This window comes from Acidovorax sp. Root275, from assembly GCF_001428965.1.
Taxonomy (GTDB): Bacteria; Pseudomonadota; Gammaproteobacteria; order Burkholderiales; family Burkholderiaceae_C; genus Acidovorax; species Acidovorax radicis.
On the sequence record NZ_LMJH01000011.1, the window covers coordinates 213,421 to 236,264 of the forward strand.

21 protein-coding genes are annotated in these 22,844 nt (G+C 67.4%); 13 read left to right on the top strand and 8 right to left on the bottom strand.

Annotated elements, in window-relative coordinates:
- Nucleotides 1-97: 97 nt before the first annotated feature.
- Both ASE52_RS24545 and ASE52_RS24550 read right to left on the bottom strand, forming a co-directional pair.
- Nucleotides 98-1,618, bottom strand: coding sequence for a hypothetical protein (locus ASE52_RS24545; protein ID WP_057229969.1), 1,521 nt, complete (start codon nucleotides 1,616-1,618; stop codon nucleotides 98-100).
- Nucleotides 1,619-1,620: 2 nt separating this feature from the next.
- A complete protein-coding gene (locus ASE52_RS24550) occupies nucleotides 1,621-2,970 on the bottom strand; it encodes an SPFH domain-containing protein (protein ID WP_057230086.1) in 1,350 nt (449 codons plus the stop codon).
- A 228-nt stretch (nucleotides 2,971-3,198) separates the two neighbouring features.
- Between ASE52_RS24550 and ASE52_RS24555 the strand changes: the two genes are divergently transcribed.
- The 3 genes from ASE52_RS24555 to ASE52_RS24565 all read left to right on the top strand — a co-directional run bounded on the left by ASE52_RS24555 (nucleotide 3,199) and on the right by ASE52_RS24565 (nucleotide 6,589).
- Nucleotides 3,199-3,897, top strand: a complete 699-nt coding sequence (locus ASE52_RS24555) for a response regulator (protein WP_057229971.1) — start codon at nucleotides 3,199-3,201, stop codon at nucleotides 3,895-3,897.
- Nucleotides 3,894-6,068, top strand: a complete 2,175-nt coding sequence (locus ASE52_RS24560) for a HAMP domain-containing sensor histidine kinase (RefSeq protein ID WP_057229972.1) — start codon at nucleotides 3,894-3,896, stop codon at nucleotides 6,066-6,068. Before ASE52_RS24555 ends, ASE52_RS24560 begins: the two co-directional genes overlap by 4 nt.
- Before the next feature lie 128 nt (nucleotides 6,069-6,196).
- On the top strand, nucleotides 6,197-6,589 hold the full coding sequence (locus ASE52_RS24565) for a hypothetical protein (protein ID WP_010466395.1): 393 nt from the start codon (nucleotides 6,197-6,199) through the stop codon (nucleotides 6,587-6,589).
- A gap of 68 nt (nucleotides 6,590-6,657) precedes the next feature.
- On the opposite strand, the gene rpe is transcribed toward ASE52_RS24565, so the two are convergent.
- Nucleotides 6,658-7,338 carry a ribulose-phosphate 3-epimerase gene (rpe, locus tag ASE52_RS24570; protein WP_010466396.1) on the bottom strand — a complete coding sequence of 227 codons (681 nt, stop codon included), beginning with the start codon at nucleotides 7,336-7,338 and terminating at the stop codon, nucleotides 6,658-6,660.
- A gap of 88 nt (nucleotides 7,339-7,426) precedes the next feature.
- On the opposite strand from rpe, the gene apaG reads away from it, so the two are divergent.
- From apaG to ASE52_RS24590, 4 genes are all read left to right on the top strand, one after another.
- Complete coding sequence (gene apaG / locus ASE52_RS24575; RefSeq protein WP_010466397.1) at nucleotides 7,427-7,834, top strand: Co2+/Mg2+ efflux protein ApaG; 408 nt, start codon at nucleotides 7,427-7,429, stop codon at nucleotides 7,832-7,834.
- 162 nt (nucleotides 7,835-7,996) lie between these two features.
- Nucleotides 7,997-10,012 carry a site-specific recombinase gene (locus ASE52_RS24580; protein WP_057229974.1) on the top strand — a complete coding sequence of 672 codons (2,016 nt, stop codon included), beginning with the start codon at nucleotides 7,997-7,999 and terminating at the stop codon, nucleotides 10,010-10,012.
- Nucleotides 10,013-10,173: 161 nt separating this feature from the next.
- Nucleotides 10,174-11,433 (top strand): cation:proton antiporter, encoded by a 1,260-nt coding sequence (locus tag ASE52_RS24585; protein ID WP_010466399.1) that lies wholly within the window; start codon nucleotides 10,174-10,176, stop codon nucleotides 11,431-11,433.
- Nucleotides 11,423-12,547, top strand: coding sequence for a YbdK family carboxylate-amine ligase (locus ASE52_RS24590; RefSeq protein ID WP_010466400.1), 1,125 nt, complete (start codon nucleotides 11,423-11,425; stop codon nucleotides 12,545-12,547). Before ASE52_RS24585 ends, ASE52_RS24590 begins: the two co-directional genes overlap by 11 nt.
- 24 nt (nucleotides 12,548-12,571) lie before the next feature.
- Here ASE52_RS24590 and ASE52_RS24595 read toward each other — a convergent pair whose 3' ends face one another.
- Entirely contained in the window at nucleotides 12,572-12,970 is a 399-nt protein-coding gene (locus ASE52_RS24595) for a tautomerase family protein (protein ID WP_057229976.1), read from the bottom strand.
- Nucleotides 12,952-13,176, bottom strand: coding sequence for a hypothetical protein (locus ASE52_RS24600; RefSeq protein ID WP_140426335.1), 225 nt, complete (start codon nucleotides 13,174-13,176; stop codon nucleotides 12,952-12,954). The genes ASE52_RS24595 and ASE52_RS24600 overlap by 19 nt, the downstream gene beginning before the upstream one ends.
- Nucleotides 13,177-13,337: 161 nt before the next feature.
- Between ASE52_RS24600 and ASE52_RS24605 the strand changes: the two genes are divergently transcribed.
- The 5 genes from ASE52_RS24605 (at nucleotide 13,338) to ASE52_RS24625 (ending at nucleotide 16,763) form a co-directional block, all read left to right on the top strand.
- On the top strand, nucleotides 13,338-14,246 hold the full coding sequence (locus ASE52_RS24605) for a LysR family transcriptional regulator (protein ID WP_057229980.1): 909 nt from the start codon (nucleotides 13,338-13,340) through the stop codon (nucleotides 14,244-14,246).
- A 45-nt stretch (nucleotides 14,247-14,291) separates the two neighbouring features.
- A complete protein-coding gene (gene thiL, locus ASE52_RS24610; RefSeq protein WP_057229982.1) occupies nucleotides 14,292-15,275 on the top strand; it encodes a thiamine-phosphate kinase in 984 nt (327 codons plus the stop codon).
- A gap of 123 nt (nucleotides 15,276-15,398) precedes the next feature.
- Nucleotides 15,399-15,602, top strand: coding sequence for a DUF2892 domain-containing protein (locus tag ASE52_RS24615; RefSeq protein WP_010466405.1), 204 nt, complete (start codon nucleotides 15,399-15,401; stop codon nucleotides 15,600-15,602).
- Between the two features lie 174 nt (nucleotides 15,603-15,776).
- A complete protein-coding gene (locus tag ASE52_RS24620; protein WP_057229984.1) occupies nucleotides 15,777-16,313 on the top strand; it encodes a sigma-70 family RNA polymerase sigma factor in 537 nt (178 codons plus the stop codon).
- A 96-nt stretch (nucleotides 16,314-16,409) separates the two neighbouring features.
- Complete coding sequence (locus tag ASE52_RS24625) at nucleotides 16,410-16,763, top strand: hypothetical protein (protein WP_010466407.1); 354 nt, start codon at nucleotides 16,410-16,412, stop codon at nucleotides 16,761-16,763.
- 34 nt (nucleotides 16,764-16,797) lie between these two features.
- Here ASE52_RS24625 and ASE52_RS24630 read toward each other — a convergent pair whose 3' ends face one another.
- On the bottom strand, nucleotides 16,798-17,772 hold the full coding sequence (locus tag ASE52_RS24630) for a TRAP transporter substrate-binding protein (RefSeq protein WP_010466408.1): 975 nt from the start codon (nucleotides 17,770-17,772) through the stop codon (nucleotides 16,798-16,800).
- 420 nt (nucleotides 17,773-18,192) lie between these two features.
- Here ASE52_RS24630 and ASE52_RS24635 point away from each other — a divergent pair, with 420 nt between their 5' ends.
- The gene (locus tag ASE52_RS24635; RefSeq protein WP_082607007.1) at nucleotides 18,193-19,986 is read left to right on the top strand and encodes a pectate lyase; all 1,794 of its coding nucleotides are present in this window, start codon (nucleotides 18,193-18,195) and stop codon (nucleotides 19,984-19,986) included.
- A gap of 174 nt (nucleotides 19,987-20,160) precedes the next feature.
- Here the strand turns inward: ASE52_RS24635 and ASE52_RS24640 are convergent, their stop codons facing one another.
- Both ASE52_RS24640 and ASE52_RS24645 read right to left on the bottom strand, forming a co-directional pair.
- On the bottom strand, nucleotides 20,161-21,477 hold the full coding sequence (locus ASE52_RS24640; RefSeq protein ID WP_057229987.1) for a ferric reductase-like transmembrane domain-containing protein: 1,317 nt from the start codon (nucleotides 21,475-21,477) through the stop codon (nucleotides 20,161-20,163).
- A 153-nt stretch (nucleotides 21,478-21,630) separates the two neighbouring features.
- The gene (locus ASE52_RS24645) at nucleotides 21,631-22,812 is read right to left on the bottom strand and encodes a hypothetical protein (RefSeq protein ID WP_057229989.1); all 1,182 of its coding nucleotides are present in this window, start codon (nucleotides 22,810-22,812) and stop codon (nucleotides 21,631-21,633) included.
- Between the last annotated feature and the right edge of the window lie 32 nt (nucleotides 22,813-22,844).

A 22,844-nucleotide genomic window follows, 5' to 3' on the forward strand; every position in this document is an offset into this window, starting at 1 on the left:
AAATACGCCATGGCTTAGGCAAAACAGGGGTCAGGCACGCGGCTCACCCCAAGGCGATACGGCTGCGGCATTCCGATTTGCGCAAGTCCCATACGCCTCATCGCAAGCTCAGCGTCTGCCGCTTCCAGGCCGGGTCTTGCCAGCGCTGGAACAAAGGCAGTGCCGCCACATCCCCCGTCACCCGCTCGGTGGCCAGTCCGTCGAGCCGTACCACCTCAAAGCTCTTGCGGTAGCGCCCTTGGCCGCGCGCTTCGCGCGCCACCAGCATCTGCTGGCCGCCGGGCACCCAGCCCGCCCACTCGGCCACGCCGGTTTCGGGCGTCGCGGCGGCAGGCGGCAGTACGTCCGCCAGCCAGCCGCCTTCGGTCTTGCGCAACACCCACAGCTCCCGCCAGCCTTCCAGGGGCTGCACCGCCAGGGCCACCGCCGTGCCTTCTCGGTTGGTGCTGGCCGATGCGGCCCAGACCACGCCGTAGGTGCAGCGGCGCAGCAGCGGTGCCTTGGCGCTGTGCTGCGCGTCCACCAGCAGCACGCAAGTTTCGCCGGGGGCACCGGGTTCCGTGAGTAGCATGGGGCGGGTGCCCACAGCCGCTACCGGTGCAGCAGCAGGCACCAGCGCCCAGCGCACCGCACTCACCCGCATGGCGGCGTCGTTGTAGGCGCGCTGGTCTTCGTCGGGCAAGTCGGCCTTGCTCACGCCGGTGAATTCCGTCAGGGCGCGTGCGGCGGCAGCGGCCACCGCCGGGTCGGCCGCGTTTTTGCGTGCCTGCTGAAAGGCTGCAGCACCCCACACGCTGGCGCGGCGCATTTGCACCCGGTTGCGCAGGTAGCCAGGCAGGCCCGCCACGTCCACGCGCTCCAGTACCTCGGCCTGCCAGGTGGTGACCTTGGCACGCTCGTGTGCGGGCAGGTCGGGGTTGATGCATTCGGGGCGGGTCAGCGCCAGGACGGCACGGGCGCGCTGCTCGGCATCGGCCACGGGCATGGCCAGCAGGCGGCGAAAGGCCTCGCCCTCGTAGCAGACCTGCATGCGGCCTTCAACCTCATAGGTGGCAAAGCGCACGCCGTAGCCATTGGCCACGTCCAGGTGTGCCGACAACGTAGCGCCCGAGGCCTTGCCCGGCACGGCCACCGAGGCACGGCGAGCCAGCCGGTCGGCAAAGGTACCCAGGGCATCGAAGGCCTGGGCGCCCTCCACACCCGCCAGCGCCTTGGCAGGCGCGGCCTGCAGGTAAGCGGCGGTGAGGCCAATGCCCAGCGCCTCGGCACCCGGCGTTTCCTGCACAAAGCGCATCACGGCCAGCAGCGCGGGGCCTTCTGCCTCGGTCAGGGCCACGCGGCGCACATCGCTGGTGCGGATGAAGCCACCGCGCTCGCGCTTGTGGTCCCACACCTGCAAGTAGTCGAGGCGCTCGCCGCGCACTTCGAGCACTTCGCCCTGCCACAGGCTGGCCTGCTGCTGGGCACCATCGCGCGGTGCAGCGCGCAGGCTGGCCTGGTCCTGCACCACGATGGCACTGCCGTGGGCGCCGGGCGATGGCTGGGGGGCGGCCTCGGCCGCCACGGTCACTGCGGCGCTGGCCACGGCTGCCAACAAAGTTGCGAAGGTCGCGTTCATGTTCACTGCTCCACGGCTTGGGTGATGGTGGCGTCGTCGGCCACGGCAGCAGCCTGTGCAGCTCCGGCCTGGGCGTTGCGGTTGCCGCCCAGCAGCGCGGCACCGATGAAGTCGCCATTGGTGGGCGGGGGCGCGATGATGACCTGGATCTTGTCCGAGAGCTTGTCGGCCAGCGTCTTCTGGATGAGCAGCGGGTGTTTGGTCACTAGGGCGCCTTCGCGGGCCATTTGCTCGGCATTGACCTTGCCCACGCGGTCCATGCGGTAGGCCTCGGCCTCTGCCAGCTTCTGGCGGGCGTCGGCTTCGCCGTTGGCTTCGATGCGGCGGGCCTGGGCGCTGCCTTCAGCGGCTTTGACGCGGGCCACACGTTCGGCTTCAGCTTCGAGCTGGCGCTGCTCAATCTGGCGCTGCTTGAAGGGCAGCACATGCTTCATGGCCTCTTCCTGGGCCTTGGCGGCAATGACTTGCTCACGCGCGGCGGCTTCGGCGGCCACTTCGCGGCGCACCTTGTCGGCGTTGGCGTCCAGTTCGGTTTCACGCACGCGCTTGTCTTTCAGCTCCAGCGTGTAGCGCATTTTTTCGGAGGCCAGTTCTTCGGCCAGCAGGCTGTCCATGCCCCGGCGGTACTCGGCGGGCAGGTCCACCTTGCCGATCTGCAGGCTGCGCAGCGTCACGCCATCGGCAGCCAGGCGGGCGCGCAGTTCGGTTTCGATGATCTGTGCAATTTCGGCACGCTTGGACGAGAAGATTTCGCGCACCGTGTAGCGGGCAAAAACCTTGTAGACCAGGCCCTGCACCGCGGGCTCCACGATGTCGACACCCACGTTGTCGGGCAGGTTGCCGGCCTTGACGGCGGGCGAGTTGGGGTCCAGGGCGTAGCGCACGCTCAGGTCCAGGCCCAGCGACAGGCCTTCCACCGACTGCAGCGGCGCGCTGCCCGTGGCCTGGCGCATGGCTTCGGGGCGGTAGCTCTGGTCACGCAGCGAGAACACGCGCACCGTGTGCAGGCCGGGCACCACCCACACGCTGCCATCACGCCAGAGGCTCACGGCACCGGTGAACTGGTTCAGGCGCACGCCCAGGTCGCCTTGTGCCAAGTGCTGCACCGGCGGGTTGCGGTACACCATCAGGCCTGCGGCGGCCACCACAGCGCCAGCGGTCAGCCAGCGCACGGTGCGTGCGGTGGGCAGCAGATAGGCCCAGTTCAGTCGAGGGCCATCGGCACCGCATGCATCGGCCGCCACAGAGCTTTGCGATTCAGCGTCCAGCACGGGCTCCGTGCCTGCTTCGGACAACGGGGTAGAGCGACGGCCCTTCAGGGTCTGCACGATGCGGTTCCAGGTGGCTTTCATGGTGTTTCTCTCTCGGGTTGGTTCGGTGTTGTTGTCGTTTCTGAGCTGCCGCTGTGGCTTGCTCATTGAGGACCGATTGTTCGGATCCACCCCGGAAGCAACAATGCGGCGCAGCCCCCAGTGCGCTCACGCCGCCCGCACGAACCTTCCGGCCCCGGAAGAAAAACTCACACCGGCCAGAACCGGCCACCGGGATAATCTGCCCACCCTCTACTGCCCGCCCTGCCCATGACCCGCATTGCCGTGATCGAAGACGACCTGCCCACCAGCAACCAGTTGGCCGGGTGGATACGCAGCGCCAAGAGCGGCATCGTCATCGACCAGTGGTTCACCCGCGACGAGGCCGAGGCCGCGCTGGCCCGCGAGCACTACGACGCGGTGGTGCTGGACATCGAGTTAGGCCGCGAGCGCCATGCGGGCGTGGCCCTCATCAACGCTATCAACAAGCTGCGCCAGGGCACGCCGGTGCTGGTGGTTTCGGCCATGCCTGCGGCCATCTACCGCAGCATCATGAAGGCGCTGGACGCGTGGGACTACCTGCAGAAAACCACGTTCGAAGAGGCCGATTTCATCGAGACCTTTCTCGACATCCTGCGCACCACGCAGGCACAGGCCCCGGCCAGCGCAGCCCCCGCCCCGGTGGGCGATGCGCTGGTGCTGGACCCGCTGTGGCAGCGCACCCCCACCTGGCGCGGCGAGCGCATCAACCTGCCGCTCACGGCCCAGCGCATCCTGGCCACGCTGCACCAGCGCAGTGGCGAGGTGGTGTCGTATGACGAACTGTTCGAGGTGGTGAAAAGCGGGCGCAATCGTGACAACGTGCGCAAGCATGTGAGCACCATCCGCGAGGCGCTGCGTGAAGTCGATCCTGGGTTTGAGGGAATAGAAAACGTGCCCATGCGCGGGTTCCGCTGGACAGGCAAATGAAGCGCCTGCTGCGCCGCCCCACGCTGGAAATGCCCAAGTTGGGCCTGCCCGCGTTCCGCCTGCGCATTCTGGTGCGCAGTGTGTTCGTGCTGCTGGCCCTGGCCACGGTGGCGCTGAGCGTGGTGGTGCTCAAGGACGAGAAGGAGCGCGCCTGGCAGGCCTACCAGCACGGTTTTGTGCGCAGCCAGGCCGAGGTCATGGCGCGGCTGCGCCACCCCTCGGGCCAGTTGGCGCTGCTCAACGCCAGCCACCTCGGTCAGGGCGTGACGCCACTGGCGCCGCTGCTGCTGCCCTACGCCGCCATCGACTTTGACGACCCGCAAAAATCACAGCAAGCCGTGGAGATGGCGGGCTGCTCCGTGCAATACCCCGATGGCGCATCAGTGTGCGCGGCGATTGGCAACAACCCCTATGCGGGCGGCTTCATCTACCTGGTGGGCAGTTTTTATGCGGGCGAGCTGATACCCCGCGAGCGCGGCGCCTTGGTGCCCGCCGAGGCACACCGTGCACGCATCACCCTGGACATGCGGGGTGCCACCTACCGCTGGGTGGCGCCGTATGAGGCCATGCCCCCACAGGGCAGCGCGGCTGTGCGTGGGCGCCTGACGGGGTTTGTGGACAACGGCACGCCGCAACTCGACGCCCGCGCGCGGCCGGTGCGCGACTTTCGCGGCTGGCTGTGGCAAAACGGCCAGTGCCGCGACCTGCCGCCCCCATCGGCCAGCTCGCCCGCTGGCGAGGCCACCACCACTGACTGCCTGCGCCGCACCCACTACTCCATCCGCCTGCCGGTCGAGTTGTTCCGCGAAGCCCTGTTCCGCAAGGACGAGCGCCTGGTCTGGCCGCCGGAAGACTTGGGGCAGATGCGCGTGCGGGTGGAGATGCTGGCACCGGGCGAAGACAGCAAACCACTGTTTGACAGCGACGCGCCCGGCGCGCAGCTGGCCGCATCGCTGGGCGACCTCTCGCGCAGCCTGTTGCCGGGCGAACGTGTGCAGATCCGCAAAATGGGCAGCGACGAGGCCAGCGCCATCACCCTCAAGGGCATTGAGGTACAGGCCGAGCCGTCCGCGCCCTGGCTGCTGCGCCTGATCCGCTGGCTGCCGCTGGAGGCTGCAGGCGTGGGCCCGGCAGCGGCCACGCCCGCCGCCCCCACAGCACTGGACATTCTGGACACGCCCACGGGCAACTACGTGGTGAACTTCACCGGCCACCTGCGCGGCGTGGAGCAAGGCCTGGCCGCTGTGGCCACGCGCCTGTCGTGGTACCTGGGCGCGATGCTGGGCGCCATTGCGCTGGCCTGGCTGGTGGTGGAGGTGGGCCTGATCCGCCGCGTGACGGCCCTCACCCGCCGCGCCGCCGCCGTGTCGTACAACGTGCAGCCTGGCCACACCGGGCCCCGGCTGGGCGACCTGGATGTGTCGGACCTGCGCGGCTCGGACGAGCTGGGCATTTTGGCCGGGGGCCTGGCTGACCTGCTGCAGCGCGTGAAGGACGACCTGCAGCGCGAACAGCTGCGCGCCCAGCAAGAACGCGATATGTGGCACGCTGTGGGGCACGAGATCATGTCGCCCCTGCAATCGCTGATGGCGCTGAACGGCCCGCAAGACCCCGGCCACCGCTATGTGCAGCGCATGCAGCAGGCCATCCATGTGCTCTACGGCACGGCATCGCCCGCCGAGGCACTGCAGGCCGCCAATGTGCCCGAGGGGCGGCTGGACCTGGATGCCTTCTTGCGCAACGTGGCCGACAACGCGCACTTTGCGGGCATTCTGGATGTGGTGTACGACCTGGTCCCAGGCCACCCTGGCCCGGTCATCGTGCGGGCCGACGAGTTTGCGCTCGAAGACGTGGTAACCCACATCCTGCGCAATGCCGACCGCTACCGCCCCGCGGGCAGCCCCATCAGGCTGACGCTCACCGCGTCGGAATCCACCGCCAGCGCTACGCTGCACAACCAAGGCTCCACCATTGCAGACGAACTGCTGGAGCGGATTTTTGAGCTGGGCGTTTCCGACCCCGCCAGCCCCACCCCGCTGGGCGAGGGCGAGCACCGGGGCCAGGGGCTGTTTGTGGCCAAAACCTACATGGCCAAGATGGGCGGCACCATCAATGCGCGCAATACGGCAGATGGCGTGGCCTTCGTTCTGACCTTTCAGCGCCTGGGCTGACCAGGCCCGGAACGCGCGCCCCGCGCACGGCAGGGGGCGGCACTGTCCGACAGGGGCACGCCGCAGCGGGGCCTACCCTGCAGACATACGTTCAGACCACCGTCTGCGATTGCCCCAGGAGCCCTTTCATGAAACGCATTCCCTTTGCCACCTCCCTCTTCACCGCCGCCTTGCTGCTGGCCTGCGCAGGTGCATCCGCGCAAACGCCACCTCAAGACGCGCGGGCACGCTATGAGCAAGAGCGGGAAAAGTGCATGACCAACAACACGCAGGACAGCCTGGCCACCTGCCTTCGCGAGGCCAATAACGCGCTGGATGCTTCCCGCAAGGGCGATCTGAGCAACCCTGGAACCGCCGCGACCAACAACGCCACCCAACGCTGTGCGGCGTTCCAGACCGCCGCCGATCAGGCAGATTGCATGCGCCGCGTGCAGAGCAGCCCGGCGAGTGGCTCGGTGTCCGGCGGCGGCGTGTTGCGTGAATCGACCACAACGACGATCACCGTCCCTGCTCAGCAATAACCAGGCTCAATGCAGGCGTGGCCTGTCACAACGGCTGCCGGGCAAAGTCTGCCCAGCAGCTGAGGAACTCACCCCAGCTCTGAGCGCATCGCGTCGATGACGCCTTGATAGTCCGGCTTGCCAAAGATGGCGCTGCCCGCCACAAAGGTATCAGCACCCGCATCGGCCACCCGGCGGATGTTGTCGGCCTTGATGCCGCCATCCACTTCCAGGCGGATGTCCTTGCCCGAGGCGTCGATGCGCTTGCGCACTGCTTCGATCTTGCGCAGGGCTGAATCAATGAAGCTCTGGCCCCCAAACCCGGGGTTGACGCTCATGATGAGAATGAGGTCGATGTCGTCGATTACCCAGTCCAGCACATCCAGCGGCTCGGCCGGATTGAACACCAGGCCGGGCTTGACGCCCTTGGAACGGATGGCCTGGATGCTGCGGTGCACATGGCCCGAGGCGTCGGGGTGAAAGCTGATGTAGTCCGCACCGGCGTCGGCAAAGGCAGCGGCGAGGGCGTCCACCGGCTGGATCATCAGGTGCACGTCGATCGGCACGGCCACACCGGCGGCGGTCTTGGCATGGGGCTTGAGCGCCTGGCACACCATAGGGCCGAAGGTGAGGTTGGGCACGTAATGGTTGTCCATCACGTCGAAGTGGATCCAGTCTGCGCCAGCGGCAATGACATTGCGCACCTCTTCACCCAGGCGGGCGAAGTCGGCGGAGAGGATGGAGGGGGCGATTCGGAATGTGCGGCTCATCCCCCGATTGTCGCAAAGCGCAGAAGGTCTGGGGTTTTACCCCATGGACATGCACTTTTGGAGAATCTCCACGGTTACCATTCGCCCCATGCCAAAGTACCAGTTTGACGTGGAAGTGCTGCCCGAATACCTGCCCGAGCAGTCTGCGCCGGACACCGGGGTGTTCAGCTTCGCCTACACCATCACCATCACCAATTCCGGGGACGCGCCCGCGCAGCTGATTTCGCGCCACTGGATCATCAGCGATTCCCGGGGCCACACCGAAGAGGTCAAGGGCTTGGGCGTGGTGGGCCACCAGCCGCTGCTCAAGCCTGGTGAATCGTTCCAGTACACGAGCGGCTGCAGGCTGCGCACCGCCAGCGGCACCATGCACGGCACCTTTCACTGCGTGGCCGAAGATGGCGAGCCCTTCAATACCCCCGTACCCCTCTTTGTATTGGAAGCGATCAACCACGGCCCCTCGGGTGAGCCGCTGAGTGGACGGGTGCTGCATTGAGGAGTCACCCCCACGCTCCCCACTTCGTGTGGTCACTGCCCCCCGAGGGGGCCGCTTTTCATCTTGGGGCGGCCCGGCGATGAAGACTCACCCCCACGCTCCCCACTTCGTGTGGTCACTGCCCCCCGAGGGGGTCGCTTTTCATCTTGGGGCGGCCCGGCGATGAAAAACCGCGCCAATACCGACCTGGCCAGCCTGCTGGCGGCGCTCGACCCCACGGCCGGCCTGGCCCATCGCCACCTGTGGCTCATCCACCTGCTGGACTGGGTGCGTGGCCAGCGGGACTCGGTTCCGGCGTCCGTGGGGCGGGTGCAGCTTTTCATCGATGCCATCGCCGCTCGGCCCGACCTCCAGCAGCGGCTGCAGTCCTGGTGGGCTGCGCTGGTGGACCAGGTCGATGTCACCACCTTGCTGGCGGACTTTGGCTTTGCGCCCCGCACTGCGCTGGTCAGCGAGATCGCCGAGCGCCTGCGCACCAAGCTGCTGCCCGGCAGCCCCGAGACCATCGATGCCTCCGAGCTCTTCATGCTGGCCCTGCCCAGCGCTTTTGACGCCCAGTGGCTTGCGGCGCTCGACGAAGCCCAGCTGAACCGTCTGGTCGAACTATTGGCCCCTGCCGGTGGCAACGACAGCCCCGGCGGGGCTACGCGCTGGCACCGTGCCTTGCTCGACGCAATCACCTACTGTGCGGGGCAGATTCTCTCGACCGGTTTTGCCCCCGAGCTGCGGTTGCGCATGAGCGAATCCGCGCGCGAGGCTCAGCCCTTTCATGCACTGATCCGCGATGTGGAAAGCCTGCGCGTGGAGGTGCTGCATGCGCTGCGCACGCCTGACCGTCTCAACGAGTCGGCCCAGCGCCTGCGCGAGCGCCTGGAGGCCTGCCGCGCGGCGGCGGCCACCGTGTATGCGCATTTCGAAGACAACGGCATTTCGGTGGGCCTGGTGTTCCGCCTGCGGCAGCTGCGCGAGCGCATCCTGCGTGTGCGGGAACTGCTCGATTGCCTGCTGTCGGCCCAGCCGGCGGTCACGGCGGCGCAGCTCATGGCGCACCTGGTGATGGTGGGGCAGGAACGGCGCAGCCTGCGTGCGTTGCTGGCATCCAACTCCTCGCTGCTGGCGGCCAAGGTGGCAGAGCGCAGTGCCGAGACGGGCGAGCACTACATCACCCGCACGGGCACCGAATACCGCGCCATGCTGCGCAAGGCGGCGGGCGGCGGCGCCCTGATGGCGTTCACCACGCTCGCCAAGTTCGGCCTCTATGCGCTGGCGCTGTCGGCGTTCTGGGGTGGCTTCATGGCGGGCATCAACTACGCCGTGAGCTTTGTGCTGATCCAGCTGCTGCACTTCACGGTGGCCACCAAACAACCAGCCATGACGGCGCCGGCCATGGCGGCCAAACTCAAGGAACTGGGTTCGGGCAGCGCCATCGAGGCGTTTGTGGACGAGATCACCCACCTGGTGCGCTCCCAGGTGGCGGCTGTGCTGGGCAATGTGCTGGTGGTCTTCCCAGCCGTGCTTGCGCTCGCCACGCTGATTGCCCTGGCCACGGGCGGCCCAGCCATCAGCCTGAAGGAGGCCGAGCATGTGTTCGCATCCCTGCACCTGCTCGGGCCTTCGCTGTTCTTCGCGGCCTTTACTGGGGTGCTGCTGTTTGCGTCCAGCATCATTGCGGGCTGGACAGAGAACTGGTTTGTGCTCCACCGCATGGACTCGGCCCTGCACTACAACCCGCGCATCACGGGGCTGTTGGGCACCGAGCGCGCCGCGCGTTGGGCCCGCTTCCTTCGCGAAAACCTCTCGGGCCTTGCTGCCAACGTCTCGCTGGGTTTCATGCTCGGCCTGGTACCCGCGTTTGCCGCGTTTTTCGGGCTGGGGCTGGATGTGCGCCACGTCACGCTGTCCACGGGCCAGGTCGCGGCAGCCAGCGCCACACTGGGCCTGCAGGTCCTGCATTTGCCGGCGTTCTGGTGGGCCGTGGCCTCGCTGCCATTTCTGGGGGCCCTGAATGTGTCGGTGAGTTTCTACCTGGCCTTCAGCCTGGCGCTGCGTGCGCAGAACGTCAGCGGTGTAGACCGCTCGCGCATCTACGCAGCAATTCGCGCCCGCCTGCGCAGCGCGCCCCTGAGCTTTTTTGTGCCAGAGCGGACGGCCGGCGCGGGGGTATCGTCACAGGCCTGAACCCGGGCAACCGCCGCATCTGTCCTACACGGCCGGAGTGTTTCGGCCTGTAAATTCGGGGCACCAACGCCCAAGCGCACCCCCTCCCCCCTGCGGAGGGCCTGTGCGCCGGCCCTTTCACACCAACGGGCACCGCCCGTCTGACGCAGAGGTTCCATGACATGAATGAAATCCTGAGCTTCTGGGCGCAGTGGCTGCGCCCCTCAGCCGGGTTGCCCACGGTGCAATGGTCACTGCTGTTGGCCGTGGCGGCCATGGCAGGCTATCTCACGCAGCGCCATACAGGCCTGCCCAAGGTGCTCGGTTATTCGCTGGTGGGTACCGCCGCCGGGCTGGCCGGGTTCAGCGGGGCGGTGTGGCCGCTGCAGGGCATCGGCCTGTTCCTGCTGGAGCTGGGCATTGCCCTCGTCCTCTTTGAATGTGGCGGCCGCATTCCGCTGCGCTGGTTTCGCCACAACCCCATGGTGTTGGTGCAGAGCATTGCCGAATCGGTATTGACCTATTTTGCCGTGTACTGGGTGCTGGTCTGGCTGAACCTGCCCACCCAGGTGGCCGGCCCATTGGCCCTGGTGGCCTTGGCCGCCTCGCCTGCCGTGCTCACCCGCGTGGTGGCCGACACCCGCGCGGCGGGCCCGGTCACCGAGCGCGCCATCGTGCTCACCACCTTGTCCACGCTGTATGCGCTGACACTGGGCAGCGCCAAGGCCGAGCTGATCAACCGCCAAAGCCTTACCGTGGTGGAGACCGTGTACCCCGTGATGGTGGTGCTGGGAGTCTCCATCATCGTGGCCGCCGTGCTGGCCCTGGTGCTGCGCATGGCGCTGCGCTTCATGAGCCCCACGAGCGAAAACACCTCCATGCTTTTTCTGGCGCTGGTGGCGGCGGGCACCGCCGTGGCAGCGCACATGGGAGGCTCAGCCCCCCTGGCCGCGCTGCTGGGTGGCATGCTGCTCAAGCAGCTCAACCCCCGCCCCTGGGCCTGGCCGCGCCAGCTGGGCAACGCATCGTCGCTGCTCACCATGCTGATGTTCGTGCTGGTCTCCACCGTGGCTGCGCAGGCCGACTGGAGTGCCCCCGTGGCCGGCGTGGTGCTGGCCCTGATTGCCGTGCGCCTGGTGGCCAAGGCCACCGGCGTGGCACTGGGCAACGTGGGCAGCGGCGCGAGCTGGAAGCAGGCCCTGTGGGTGGGCTGCGCGATGACGCCGATGTCGTCAATCGCGCTCTTGATCGCCTCGCAGTTCGTGCTGGCCTCGCCCTCCACCGGCCATGTGATTGCCGGTGTGGCGTTGCCTGCCATTTTGCTGATGGAAGTCCTGGGCGCCGTGATTGCCACCGTGGCCATTTACCGTGCGGGCGAAAGCTCGAAACCCTGGGCGCCACTGACCCGTGGCCACAACGGAGAGAACAGCCGTGAGTCTTGAAGCCTTCAACCATTCCGAACCGCTGACGCTGGGCGTCGAGCTGGAGTTGCAGCTCGTCAACACCAACGACTACGACCTGGCCCCCTACGCCGAGGACATGCTGCGCCTCATGAAGAAAACCCCGCTGCCCGGCAGCGTGGTGCCCGAGATGACGAACAGCATGATCGAAATTTCCACCGGCATCTGCCACTCGGCCAGCGAGGTGCTGGGCCAGCTCACGCCCATCCGCGATGCACTGGTCAAGAGCGCGGACAAGCTCAACATCGCCGTGGTGGGCGGAGGCACGCACCCCTTCCAGCAGTGGCACGAGCGGCGCATCTACGACAAGCCGCGTTTTCGCGAGCTGTCCGAGCTGTATGGCTACCTGTCCAAGCAGTTCACCATCTTCGGCCAGCATGTGCACATCGGTTGCCCCGACGCGAATGCCGCGCTGCTCATGCTGCACCGCATGTCGCGCTACATCCCGCACTTCATCGCGCTGTCGGCATCGAGCCCCTACGTGCAGGGCCAGGATACGGCCTTTGACTCGGCGCGGCTGAACTCGGTGTTTGCGTTTCCGCTGTCAGGCCGCGCTCCCATGGCTCTGACCTGGGATGACTTCACCACGTACTTCGACAAGATGACGCGCACCGGCGTGGTCAAGAGCATGAAGGACTTCTACTGGGACATCCGCCCCAAGCCCGAGTTCGGCACGATCGAGATCCGCGTGTTCGACACGCCGCTGACCATCGAGCGTGCCGCCGCACTGGCGGGCTACGTGCAGTCGCTCGGCGCATGGTTTCTGGCCGAGCAGCCCTTCATGCCCGCCGAAGATGACTACCTTGTGTACACCTACAACCGCTTCCAGGCCTGCCGTTTTGGCATGGACGCGGTGTATGTGGACCCGGCCACCGGCGACCACATGCCGCTGCGCGAGCACATCCTCAAGACCATGGACAAGATCGCCGGGCACGCCGCCGTGCAAGGCGCTTCGAGCGCCATGCACATGCTGCGCACCGAAGCGGAAGCGGGCCAGAACGATGCGCGCTGGCTGCGCGAGCGCCAGCGCGAAGAGCAACTGCTGGCCGAGGTCAGCCGCCAGGCGGCGCAGCGCTTTCGCGGCGCGCCAGCCTGAACGCCTCGCCTCGCATCCGCACCTTCACGCCGCCAGCGCCAGTTTGCGCGCCTGCTGCGTGCGCCCGCCATAGCCCCAGTCGCTGGCGGGCAGCTCACGCACCACCACGTAGCTGGCGGGGGCCAGCGCGCCGTCACCAGCCAGCTGGCGCTGCAGTTCAGCAAACGCGGCCTGGATGAAGGCAGCCTTCTCCTCCTGCGTGTTCGTGCCTTGCGTGATGCTGATCTCCAGCAACGCCGTGGGCTGCTCGACCGGCACACCACCGATGTGCCAACGCGCAGCGGGCAGGTCGTCAATGACCACCGCCGTCACCTCACGGCGCTTGCCCAGCAGGTGCACGGTCAGGTCAGTCAGCGCGCTGGCCAGTTGCCGGTAGCGCTCGGGGTTTTGCAGCGGGGCCAGTTTTAGAACGAGGGTTGGCATGGTGTTTTCAGCTCCGGGGTGGAAGGGTTCGTTGGCGCGGCTTCATCCGTCCGCGCGAGGTGGAAAACCCGGCGGGCCATGCGCAGGAACCCGCGCGCCACCCAGGCATGGGCGGCGCGAATCGCCTCCTGGCGCAACTGCCGTGCGTGGCGCCTGGCCTCATCGTGCAGGCGCCGGTAGTCGTCGGGGTGCAGGTGGGGTTGCATGCGCATTCCTTTCGGGGTGAAGCCACTGTAGGCAGCGCCAGGCGCGGCGGAAACCGCCCACGGTGCAAGACCGTTTTGCACGGATCGCAAGGGTGTCTCTGCATGAATCGAGCGCGGCGATTCGTGCAGGGGCTCCCAGGCCCCGCCGTTACCATTGCCCGATGCGCGATATCCGCTTTGATGACATGCACCTGTTCGTGCGCGTGGCCGACCTGGGCTCGCTCTCGGCGGTAGCGCGCGAGCGCGATGCGCCCGTGAGCCAGGTCTCCCGCACCCTGGCGCGCATCGAAAAGGCTTGTGGCGCACGGCTGCTGCACCGCACCACCCACGGCCTCACGCTCACGGCCGAAGGGCAGACCTTTCTGGACTACTGCCGCCGCCTCACCGGCACGCTCGACGAGCTGGAGGGCGAGTTCGCCCAGCAAAGTGGCCAGCCCAGCGGCTGGGTGCGCGTGGCGTCCAGCTCGGTGGTGGCCGAGCACCTGCTGATCCCCAGCTTTGACAGCCTGCAGCAAAAGCACCCGCAACTGCGTGTGGAACTGGTGGTGGACGACCGCATGGCCGACATGGCGCAGGGCGGCATCGACATCGCCATTCGCACCGGCCCACCGCTCACCGACACCGTGGTGGCGCGACCGCTGGGCAGCTTGGCACGCGCCCTGTACGCCACGCCCTGCTACCTGCAGGCACATGGCATGCCAGAGCGCCCCGGCGATCTGCGCCAGCACCGGCTCATCACCAACAGCGCGGTGGCGTTTCTGAACCACTGGCCTTTCCAGATCGACGGTGCGCCCTATGTGCTGGTGGCCGAGGGCCACTGGCGCTCGGGCAGCACGGCCATCACAGCGCGTTTGGCGCTGCAGGGCCTGGGCATTGCACGCCTGGCCACGGTGGTGGCGGAGCCCCTGGTGCACCAGGGCCTGCTGGCACCGGTGCTGGCCGATTGCGTGGACCTGCAGCCCAGCCCCATCCACGCCATCACCCTCACCCGCAGGCACCGGCTGCCCAAGATCCAGGCCTGCATCGACCACTGGGCGCAGTGGTTTTCCGCCGCAGCGCCGAGCGCCTGAGCGGGTTCGCGCCGTTTATTTCCTCTGATTCTTTAGGACCGCACCGTGGGTGAATTCGACCTGATTGCACGTTACTTCACGCGCCCCGCACGCCCCGGCGGCGCCGTGGCCCTCGGCGTAGGAGACGACTGCGCACTGCTGGCGCCCGCGCCCGGCATGCAGCTGGCCATCTCCAGCGACATGCTGGTGGAAGGCCGCCACTTCTTTGCGGACGTGGACCCCGAAGCCCTCGGTCACAAGGCGCTCGCAGTGAACCTGTCGGACCTGGCGGCCTGCGGCGCGCGCCCGCTGGCGTTCACATTGGCCTTGTCGTTGCCCCGGGTGGATGAGGCCTGGCTCGCAGGCTTCTCGCGCGGGCTGCTGGCGCTGGCCGATGCCCACGGCTGCGAGCTGGTGGGCGGCGACACCACGCAGGGCCCGCTCAACCTCTGCATCACCGTGTTTGGCGAGGTGCCCGCCGGCATGGCCCTGCTGCGCAGCGGCGCACGGGCTGGCGACGACATCTATGCGAGCGGCACGCTGGGCGACGCCCGCCTGGCGCTGGAAGCCCTGCTGGGCCACACCCCCCTGCCCGCTGACGTGCTGGCCCGCGCGCGCCAGCGGCTGGAGCGCCCTACCCCGCGTGTGGCCCTGGGCCTGGCCCTGCGCGGCGTGGCCAGCAGCGCCATGGATGTGAGCGATGGGCTGCTGGGCGACCTGTCGCACATCCTCAAGGCCTCAGGCGTAGGGGCCCGGATCGACACGCAAATCACTTCAAAACTAATAGCTGCTAGCGCTTATCCATCAAGCGCTAGCTGCCTATTTGATGCTGAATTGATCCATCAATGCACGCTGGCAGGCGGCGACGACTACGAGCTGGCCTTCACCGCCCCGCCCGCACAGCGTGACGCGGTGGCTGCCGCGTCGCAGGCAAGCAGCACGCCCGTCACCCGCATCGGCACGGTGCTCGCCACATCTGGCCTGCAATTGGTGGATGCACAGGGCCAACCGGTAGACAAGCGCTACGCCTCGTTTGACCATTTCCGGTAGCGGGCAGCCGTGACCCGCAAAAAATTTTCCCAACCCATGAATCCTTTTGCGAAACCCGCGGCTCTTGGAGGTGGAGGCGCCCTGTGTTGGCACCTCCTTCAACCGACCAAGGAGCCAATTCCCATGCTGTACCGCAAGAACATCACCCGCCCCGAAAGCCTGCTGCGCGTTGTGGGGGGCGTCGCCCTCATCGCCGCGGGCCTCTGGTGGCTGGCCGCATCGCCGCTGGGACTTGCGCTGGCCGCCTCGGGCGTGGGCAGCATCCTGAGCGGCGCATTCGGCTACTGCCCCGCCTGCGCCATGGTGGGCCGCAAGCCTGTTGAGTGACATGAAACAACACCCCCCTGAGTCGCTTCGCCCCTTCACCCCCCCTCTCACGCTGTGCGTGGGCAGGGGCCCGCAGCCAGCGCGGCGGGGCGGCCCTTGCGCGGCTGCCCGCGCAGGGGTCGCACCGGTTTCACAGGCTGCGGGTGGCGCAATGCGCTGTGGAGGACCAAAACCATGACCGCACCCACACTCGCCCAGCTGCTGCCCGCCGCGCGCAGCGGCGACGCCGTGGCGATGGAGCAGCTGCTGCGCCTCACCCGCCCCGACATCCGTCGCTATGCGCTGCGCCATTGCGCAGCCACCACGGCCACCGACGACGTGGTGCAGGAGGCGCTCATCATCGTGTACCGCCGCGTGGGCGCGCTGCGCGAGGTGGCGGCGTTTGGTGGCTGGGTGGTGCGCATCGTGCAGCGCCTGTGCATGCGGCCGATGCTGGCGTGGCTCAAGGCCGAGCCACTGGCGCAAGTCGAAGACAACCTCGCCTGGTCGCACCGCCCCGATCATGAGCTGCGCCACGACCTGGCCCTGGCCATCGATTCGCTGCCACCGATCTACCGCGATGCCCTCCTGATGCGCGACTTCGAGGAACTCACGATCGAGGAGATGGCCGGGCGCCTGGGCACCACGCGCGAGGCGGCCAAGAGCCGGCTGCACCGTGCCAGGACCCTGGTGCGCGAGTACCTGCTGCCGCCTGCGCAGGCGGGTCGCTGAGGCCCCGTCAGGCAATCGGCCCTGCTGCGCAATAGTTCACGCAGCGGGCTCCGGGCTTGCGCGCGGCCCGTGCAACAAGGTGCAACATCGCACTCCATGGCTTATACCTACCTGTTCTTCCAGCCCGCAAGGTTGCCGCTGTCCACCGACGAGCTCTCACCCGACACGGTGCTGGTGCTGCGCGACATCGATCACATCAAAACATCGCTCGCGCAGATGGTGCCCGGCCTGGAATGGGCCCTGCCCACCTGGGGCCACGCCACGGTGCTGGGCCACGGGGTGGAATTCCATCTCCCCGAAGACGTGTCCGAAGGCCCGCTCGCCATGCACTGCTCGCTGCGCACCGACTACACCCCGTGGGTGCAGTCGCTCTGCGACGCGCTGGGCTGGCTGGCATTCGACGAGCGGCCGATGTGCCTGCAACCCCACGGCCCACCGTTCATGGCCTGAAAAGCCAGGCCTCACGCAAGCTCCGGCGCGAAGCCTACTTCGCAATGATGGTCAGCAGCTCCTCCCGCGTGGTCGGGTCGGCCATGTATTTGGAGTAAAGCGGGGCCATGCGCCGCACGAAGGGCGAGACGTCCTTCACGCGCACGAACTGCGAGCCCTGCTTGGCGGTGGTCTCCAGCGCCTGGGCCACGCGCTTGTTCCACAGCTCGCGCATCAGCAAGGCCGACTGCGCACCCGCGTCGGCAAAGGCCTTGCGGTCCTCGGCCGAGAGCTTGGCCCACAGCGCGGTGGACACCACCAGCGCCTCGGGCGAGATCACGTGGTTGGTCACATACACGTTTTTGGCCAGCTTGTAGTGGCCGGTGGACTCGTACGACGGCATGTTGTTCTCGGCGCAGTCGATGGTGCCTTTCTCGAAACCGCCCAGCACCTCCTTGAAGGGCATCGCCACCGGCTTCGCGTCGAGCAGCTTGACCATCTCGGTATAGATCTCCGACTGCTGCACGCGGATGGAAGCCCCCGCCAGGTCGCGGATGGTGGCGGGCGAGCGGTGGGCGCAGTAGAACGAACGCCCGCCACCGTCGTACCAGCCCAGCACCACAAAGCCGGCCGATTGCAGGTTGGCGGCAAAGCGCTGCCCCAGAGCGCCGTCCAGGTGGCGAAACATGTGGGCCGAGTCGGTGAAGAGGAACGGCAGGTTCAGCACCTTGATGCCGGGCACCGCATCGGACAGCGGGCCCGAGCTGAACTCGGCGATGTCGATCTCGCCGCTCTTGAGCATCTGCACGGCCTTGGGCTGATCGCCCAGGGTGGCGTTGGAGAACACCTCGATCTGGTAACGCCCCTGCGTGGCCTTGCCCACCTGCTGCGCAAAACTTTTCATGGCCTCGGTGACGGGGTAGCCGTCGGGGTGGATGTTCCACGCGCGCAGCTTGGTCTGGCCCCACGCAGCGCCTGCGCACAGCAACGCTGCCACCAACAACCCACCCACTCTCAGTCCCTTGTGCATGTCTGTCCCTCCATCCTGTTGTTGTGCGATGCATTGTTAACGTCATCATCTGACGTCGTACAAATAATCACAAATTTCTACACCGAACCCAAGGCGGCGCAGGCTCGCGCCCTCGTAGGTACAAAGGTCTCCAACTGGTCTTTGAAAAACCCGAATACTTCCAGTATTCATGCGGCTTTCAAAGGCTTTTCGACCCAACGCAACAGCCCCTTCGCGCCCGATTTTGCGGCTGCCTGGCCATCTGCCTGATTGGGGTAAACGCCAGTGATCGGATGAAAACACGCGCCCAAAATTCGCGCCAAGTTGTACGACGTCTGTTGTCAAGACGCCGTGTGGCCCGGGCCGATTGCCTTGGTGGCAGCAGGGCGCGCCCGCTTCTCCCTTTCCAGAACCCTTGCCATCCAACGAGGAGACATCCCAATGACGATGAAGCGCAGAGACTTCACCCTGAGTGCCCTGGCCCCCCTGCTGCTGAGCGCCTGCGGCGGCGGCAGCGACGACCCCGCGCCCACCTTTCCGCCCGGCCCCAAGGCCGACGCTGCCGACGCCCTGAAGCGGGCCACGCACTACATGGACGACACCGTGTCCTACCAGGGCGGCTACGTGTGGTCGTATTCGCCGGACCTGAAGCAGACCTTTGGCGAGATGGAGGCCTACCGCACCATGTGCTGGATCCAGCCGCCGGGCACGCCGTCGGTGGGCCATGTGTACCTGGACGCCTACCACGCCACCGGCGACGAACGCCACTGGCGCGCGGCCGAACGCACCGCCACGGCCATCATGGCCGCGCAGCACAGCTCCGGCGGGTGGAACTACATCCACGACTTCGCGGGCGAGGCGTCGCTGAAGAAGTGGTACGACACCATCGGCAAGAACGGCTGGCGGCTCGAGGAGTTCCAGCACTACTACGGCAACGCCACGTTCGACGACGCGGGCACGGCCGTGGCCTCGCAGTTTTTGCTGCGCATGTACCTGGAGCGGCGCGAGGCCCGCTACCTGCCGGCCGTGCAAAAGGCCATCGACTTCGTGCTCAACGCGCAGTTCGGTCCCGAGTACGGCGTGGCCCATGGTGGCTGGCCGCAGCGGTTCCCGCACTTCCCAGGCGCCGTCAGCAGCATGCCGCTGCCCAACGCATCGCAGTTGCCCGCCGGTGCCAAGGCCGGCATGGACGACGGCGACTACACGCTGCACGTGACCTTCAACGACGACGTGATGGGCGAGAACATCAAGTTCCTCACCCTGTGCGTGATGGCGCTGGGCGAGACGCGCCTGATCGCCCCCATCAACCGCGCGATGGAGTGCATGCGCCTGATGCAGCAGCCCGGCCGGCAGGCCGGCTGGGGGCTGCAGCACCTCTCCCGCGAAAGGGACGGCCGGCCTGCCGGCTCACCCGCCGGTGCCCGCAGCTACGAGCCCCGCTCGCTGGCCACGCACACCACGCAGACCAACATCCGCCAGATGTTCAACTACTTCCAGCTCACCGGCGACCGCAAGTACCTGGCGCGCCTGCCCGAGGCGATTGCCTGGCTCAAGAGCTGCCCGCTGCCGGCCGATGCCGCCACGGTGAACCCGCTGCTGGGCGGCGGCCGCACCCACCCCACCTTTGTCGAGCTGGGTACGAACGATGGCCTGTATGTGCACCGCTACGGCTCCAACATCCACAACGGCGCCTACTACTACGACAAGAACTACACCAACACCGTGAGCCACTACTCGGCCGGCCGGCCCATCGACATTGCTGGGCTGGAGGCCACGTACGCCAAGCTCAGCGGCATGACGGACGCGGCCGTGGCCGAGCTGGCGGCGCGCTCGCCGCTCAAGGTGACAGGCGGCGGCAAAGCGCTGCCCAAGTACTTCTCGATCCGCGAGGTGGACTTTCCGGATTTGTTCACTGGTGCGGTCATGGCCACACCCGCCGTGCCCGACACGGAAGTCGCCACGCTGCTGACCGAGCTGGGCACCCGCAACTACTGGACATCGCCCGTGCCCGAGATCGTGAACCCCTACCTGGCCGACGGCCCCACCGCCCCCTACACCGGCACGGCCTACCGCAGCAAGCACGTGGGCGATGTGTACGACACCTCGCCCTACCCGGCCGACAACCCGCCCGAAGTGCCGCCGTACGTGAAGAAGGACAAGCCCCAGTTCATCGTCACGGCCGAGTGGATACGGCGCATGGGGCGGCTGATCGCGTTCGTGGCACCGGTGGCGTGACCACTCGCTCTGCGCAGTTGCTATTATTTGTATAGCATTTTGCGCTTTCGCAGAAAGCGCTGGAGGGCAAAAGGGCTCACATCTCCCGCACCAGGACAGGCCGCGCGCCGGGGGAATGGACTGCAGCCAAATGCTGCCCGCACCGTGCTCGAGCGCTGGCGCGAGAAACCCGCCTCAGCGCATCTGGAACAGCTCCTGGTGAAAGCGCGCAGGCGAGCGCCCCAGGTGCTCCATGCCCCGGCGCACCGCCTCGGCAAAACCCTGCGGCCCGCAGAACCACACACTCGCCGCCGGGCTGGTGCCTGCCAGCAGCGCTGCCGGTGTCACGGGCCCGGCGTCGTCACTGTAGTGCGTCTCCAGCGTCACGCTGGGCAAGCGGGCGCACAGTGCGGCCATGCGGTCGGCAAACACCGCCTCGCCCGCATGGCGCACGCAGTAGTACAGATGCACCCGGGGTGCCAGCGCGGGTGTGGACTGCAGGGATTCGAGCCAGGCCATGAACGGCGTGGCGCCGATGCCTGCGGCCACCCACACCTGCTCCGGTGCGCTGTCGCTGCGAAAGTCAAAACAGCCATATGGCCCCTCGATGCCTACCTGCTGCCCCAGATGGACTTTCAGAGGCAACTGGCCCGTGTGGTCGCCCAACGCCTTGATGGCAAACCGCAGCACGCCATCGCCTTGGTCGGCGTTGAGCAGGGTGAACGGGTGCGCGCCCTCGGCCCGACCCACGGTGACAAATGCAAACTGACCGGCCGCATGCTTCCAGCCACTGGCGGGGCTGACCTGGCAGACCACCTCCAGCACCCCTGCCCCTTGTGGCGACACGCTCACCACGCGCGCTGTATGGCGGCGGCTGCGCCCGATGGCCCCGGCCAGCGAACGCACGGCACACAACACCCCCACCAGCGAGCAAAGGCCCACCAGAACACCTGCCGGCTGTTGCCACCAAGCAGGCGGCGTGAGCACCACGGCATGGAAGGCCAACACCAGGTACACCACGGCCAGCAGCTTGTGGAGGTAACGCCACACGTGGTACGGGAACCGCTGCCACAGCGTGATGACCAGCATGGCCGCCAGGAACCACACGGCCCACTCCCCCATCTCCTCGGCCAGGTGGCGGAAGGTGTTGAGCCACCAGTCAGCGCGCGGCGTGCGCACCGGGCGACCCACCCAGTCGGCCAGGAGGCTGCGCGAGAGCTGCAGCCCGTAGTGCACCAACCCCAGCACAATCGCGCCAATGCCCGCCCACTTGTGCAGGCGATAGCTCTTGTCCAGGCCACCGAGCGGTTTTTCCAGCCACGCGGGCCGCACGGCCAGCACCATGATCAGCGACATCAGCGCCCAGGCCGCCACGCCGGTGAGCAGGATCAGCTGGTTGCGCCACCACCAGACATCGCCCCATGCGGCCGGCGCAGGCTGGGGCACCCACAGTGCCAGCAGCCACGCTGTGAATGCCAGCGCCAGAGAGCCCCCCAAGACCTTCTTCCACATCACCAGTCCCAACTATTTGTTGCAATGCAGCAAATATAGAAACCCGCGATGAACGCCACCTGAACGGAGTGTGAAGAGGCGGCAAAGCGTGGTGGCTGGTGGCCGAGGGTTGATCTGCATCAGCAATCTGCGCGGGGGCGGCCATCCTCTGAGTCAAGTCCGCACAAAACGTGCAAGGGGCCTGCGGGGTGTGGCAGGCACCTCGCCTTCGGGGTAGCCGATGCGGCAGAACATCTGCACGGTGGCGTCCTGTGGCGTGCGCGGCGCGGGCAGCCCCAGCACCAGCTGGTGCACACGCTCGAAGTGCGGGGCCATCTCGGCAAACTCCTGCACGGCCTGGCTCATCGGGTGCATGCCCACGCCGAGCGCCGTGGCCTGCAGCTGCTGGCGCACATAGAGGCGGCCGGTGTGGACTTGGTCGCTGCGCGTGTTGGGGCCGGTGATCCACACAAAACCCATGGCCGTGCGGCTGTGCCCTTCAAAGCGGCCCATGGCGCTTTTATAGGCAGCGCTGCCTTCGACGGGTGGCGCCGAGCGGTCGAACATGCCCAGGGCCGACACCGCGCGCACGAACGGCGAGTTGAGCGAGATGCCGTCGCGGTGCTGCAGGATTTCCTCCGGCCCGACACGCGTGAGGTGGATGCTTTCCATCATGGTGCGCGGCGTGAGCAGCTCCACCCGGGCGGACTCCCAGCACAGCGTGCGCAGGGCGGGCAACTGGTCGGCGCTGACCGTGCCGCCGACGCCCAGCGGGGCACCAGCCTGGGCACTGCCCAGCAACTGGGCCAACAACTCGGGCGCCACTGGGCGGGTGGTGTCGAAATCTGTCTTGGGCGTGCGGCGCAGCAGCACCTGGGCGAACAGCGGATCGGGCGCGCCGCCGGGTTGGAGCGTGATGCGCGCCACGGGGCGGCTGTCCCAGTCCTTCAGGGCCATGGGCAACTCGCCCTGCGGCCACAGCAACACTTCACTGGCCACGCCCTGCTGGGCCAGCGCCATCACCAGCAGCTCCAGGAAGGCGCCATGGCCGATCAGGATCTGCCGCCCCAGGGGATCGGTGTGGGGCAGCACCCGCTCGCGGTCGGTGCGCAGGGTGATCACGCCCTCTTCGCGCAGGTCCACCAGCCAGGGCTGCAGGTTGTGCGGGTTGGGCGCGGTGATGGCGTAGGCCACGGCGCGGCGGCGCGCGTCGGTCTCGCCCACGGGGCCTTTCCAGGCCTCGACCGCCTCGGCGGGATAGTGCGAGCCCACGGCGCCACAAGCGGCCAGCGTGCCTGCGGTGGCGGCAGCGATGGTGCCCCCCCCGGCCAATCGGATGAAGTTGCGACGGTGCATGACAAGGTTCCTTGGGTGGGTGAATCGGTGGC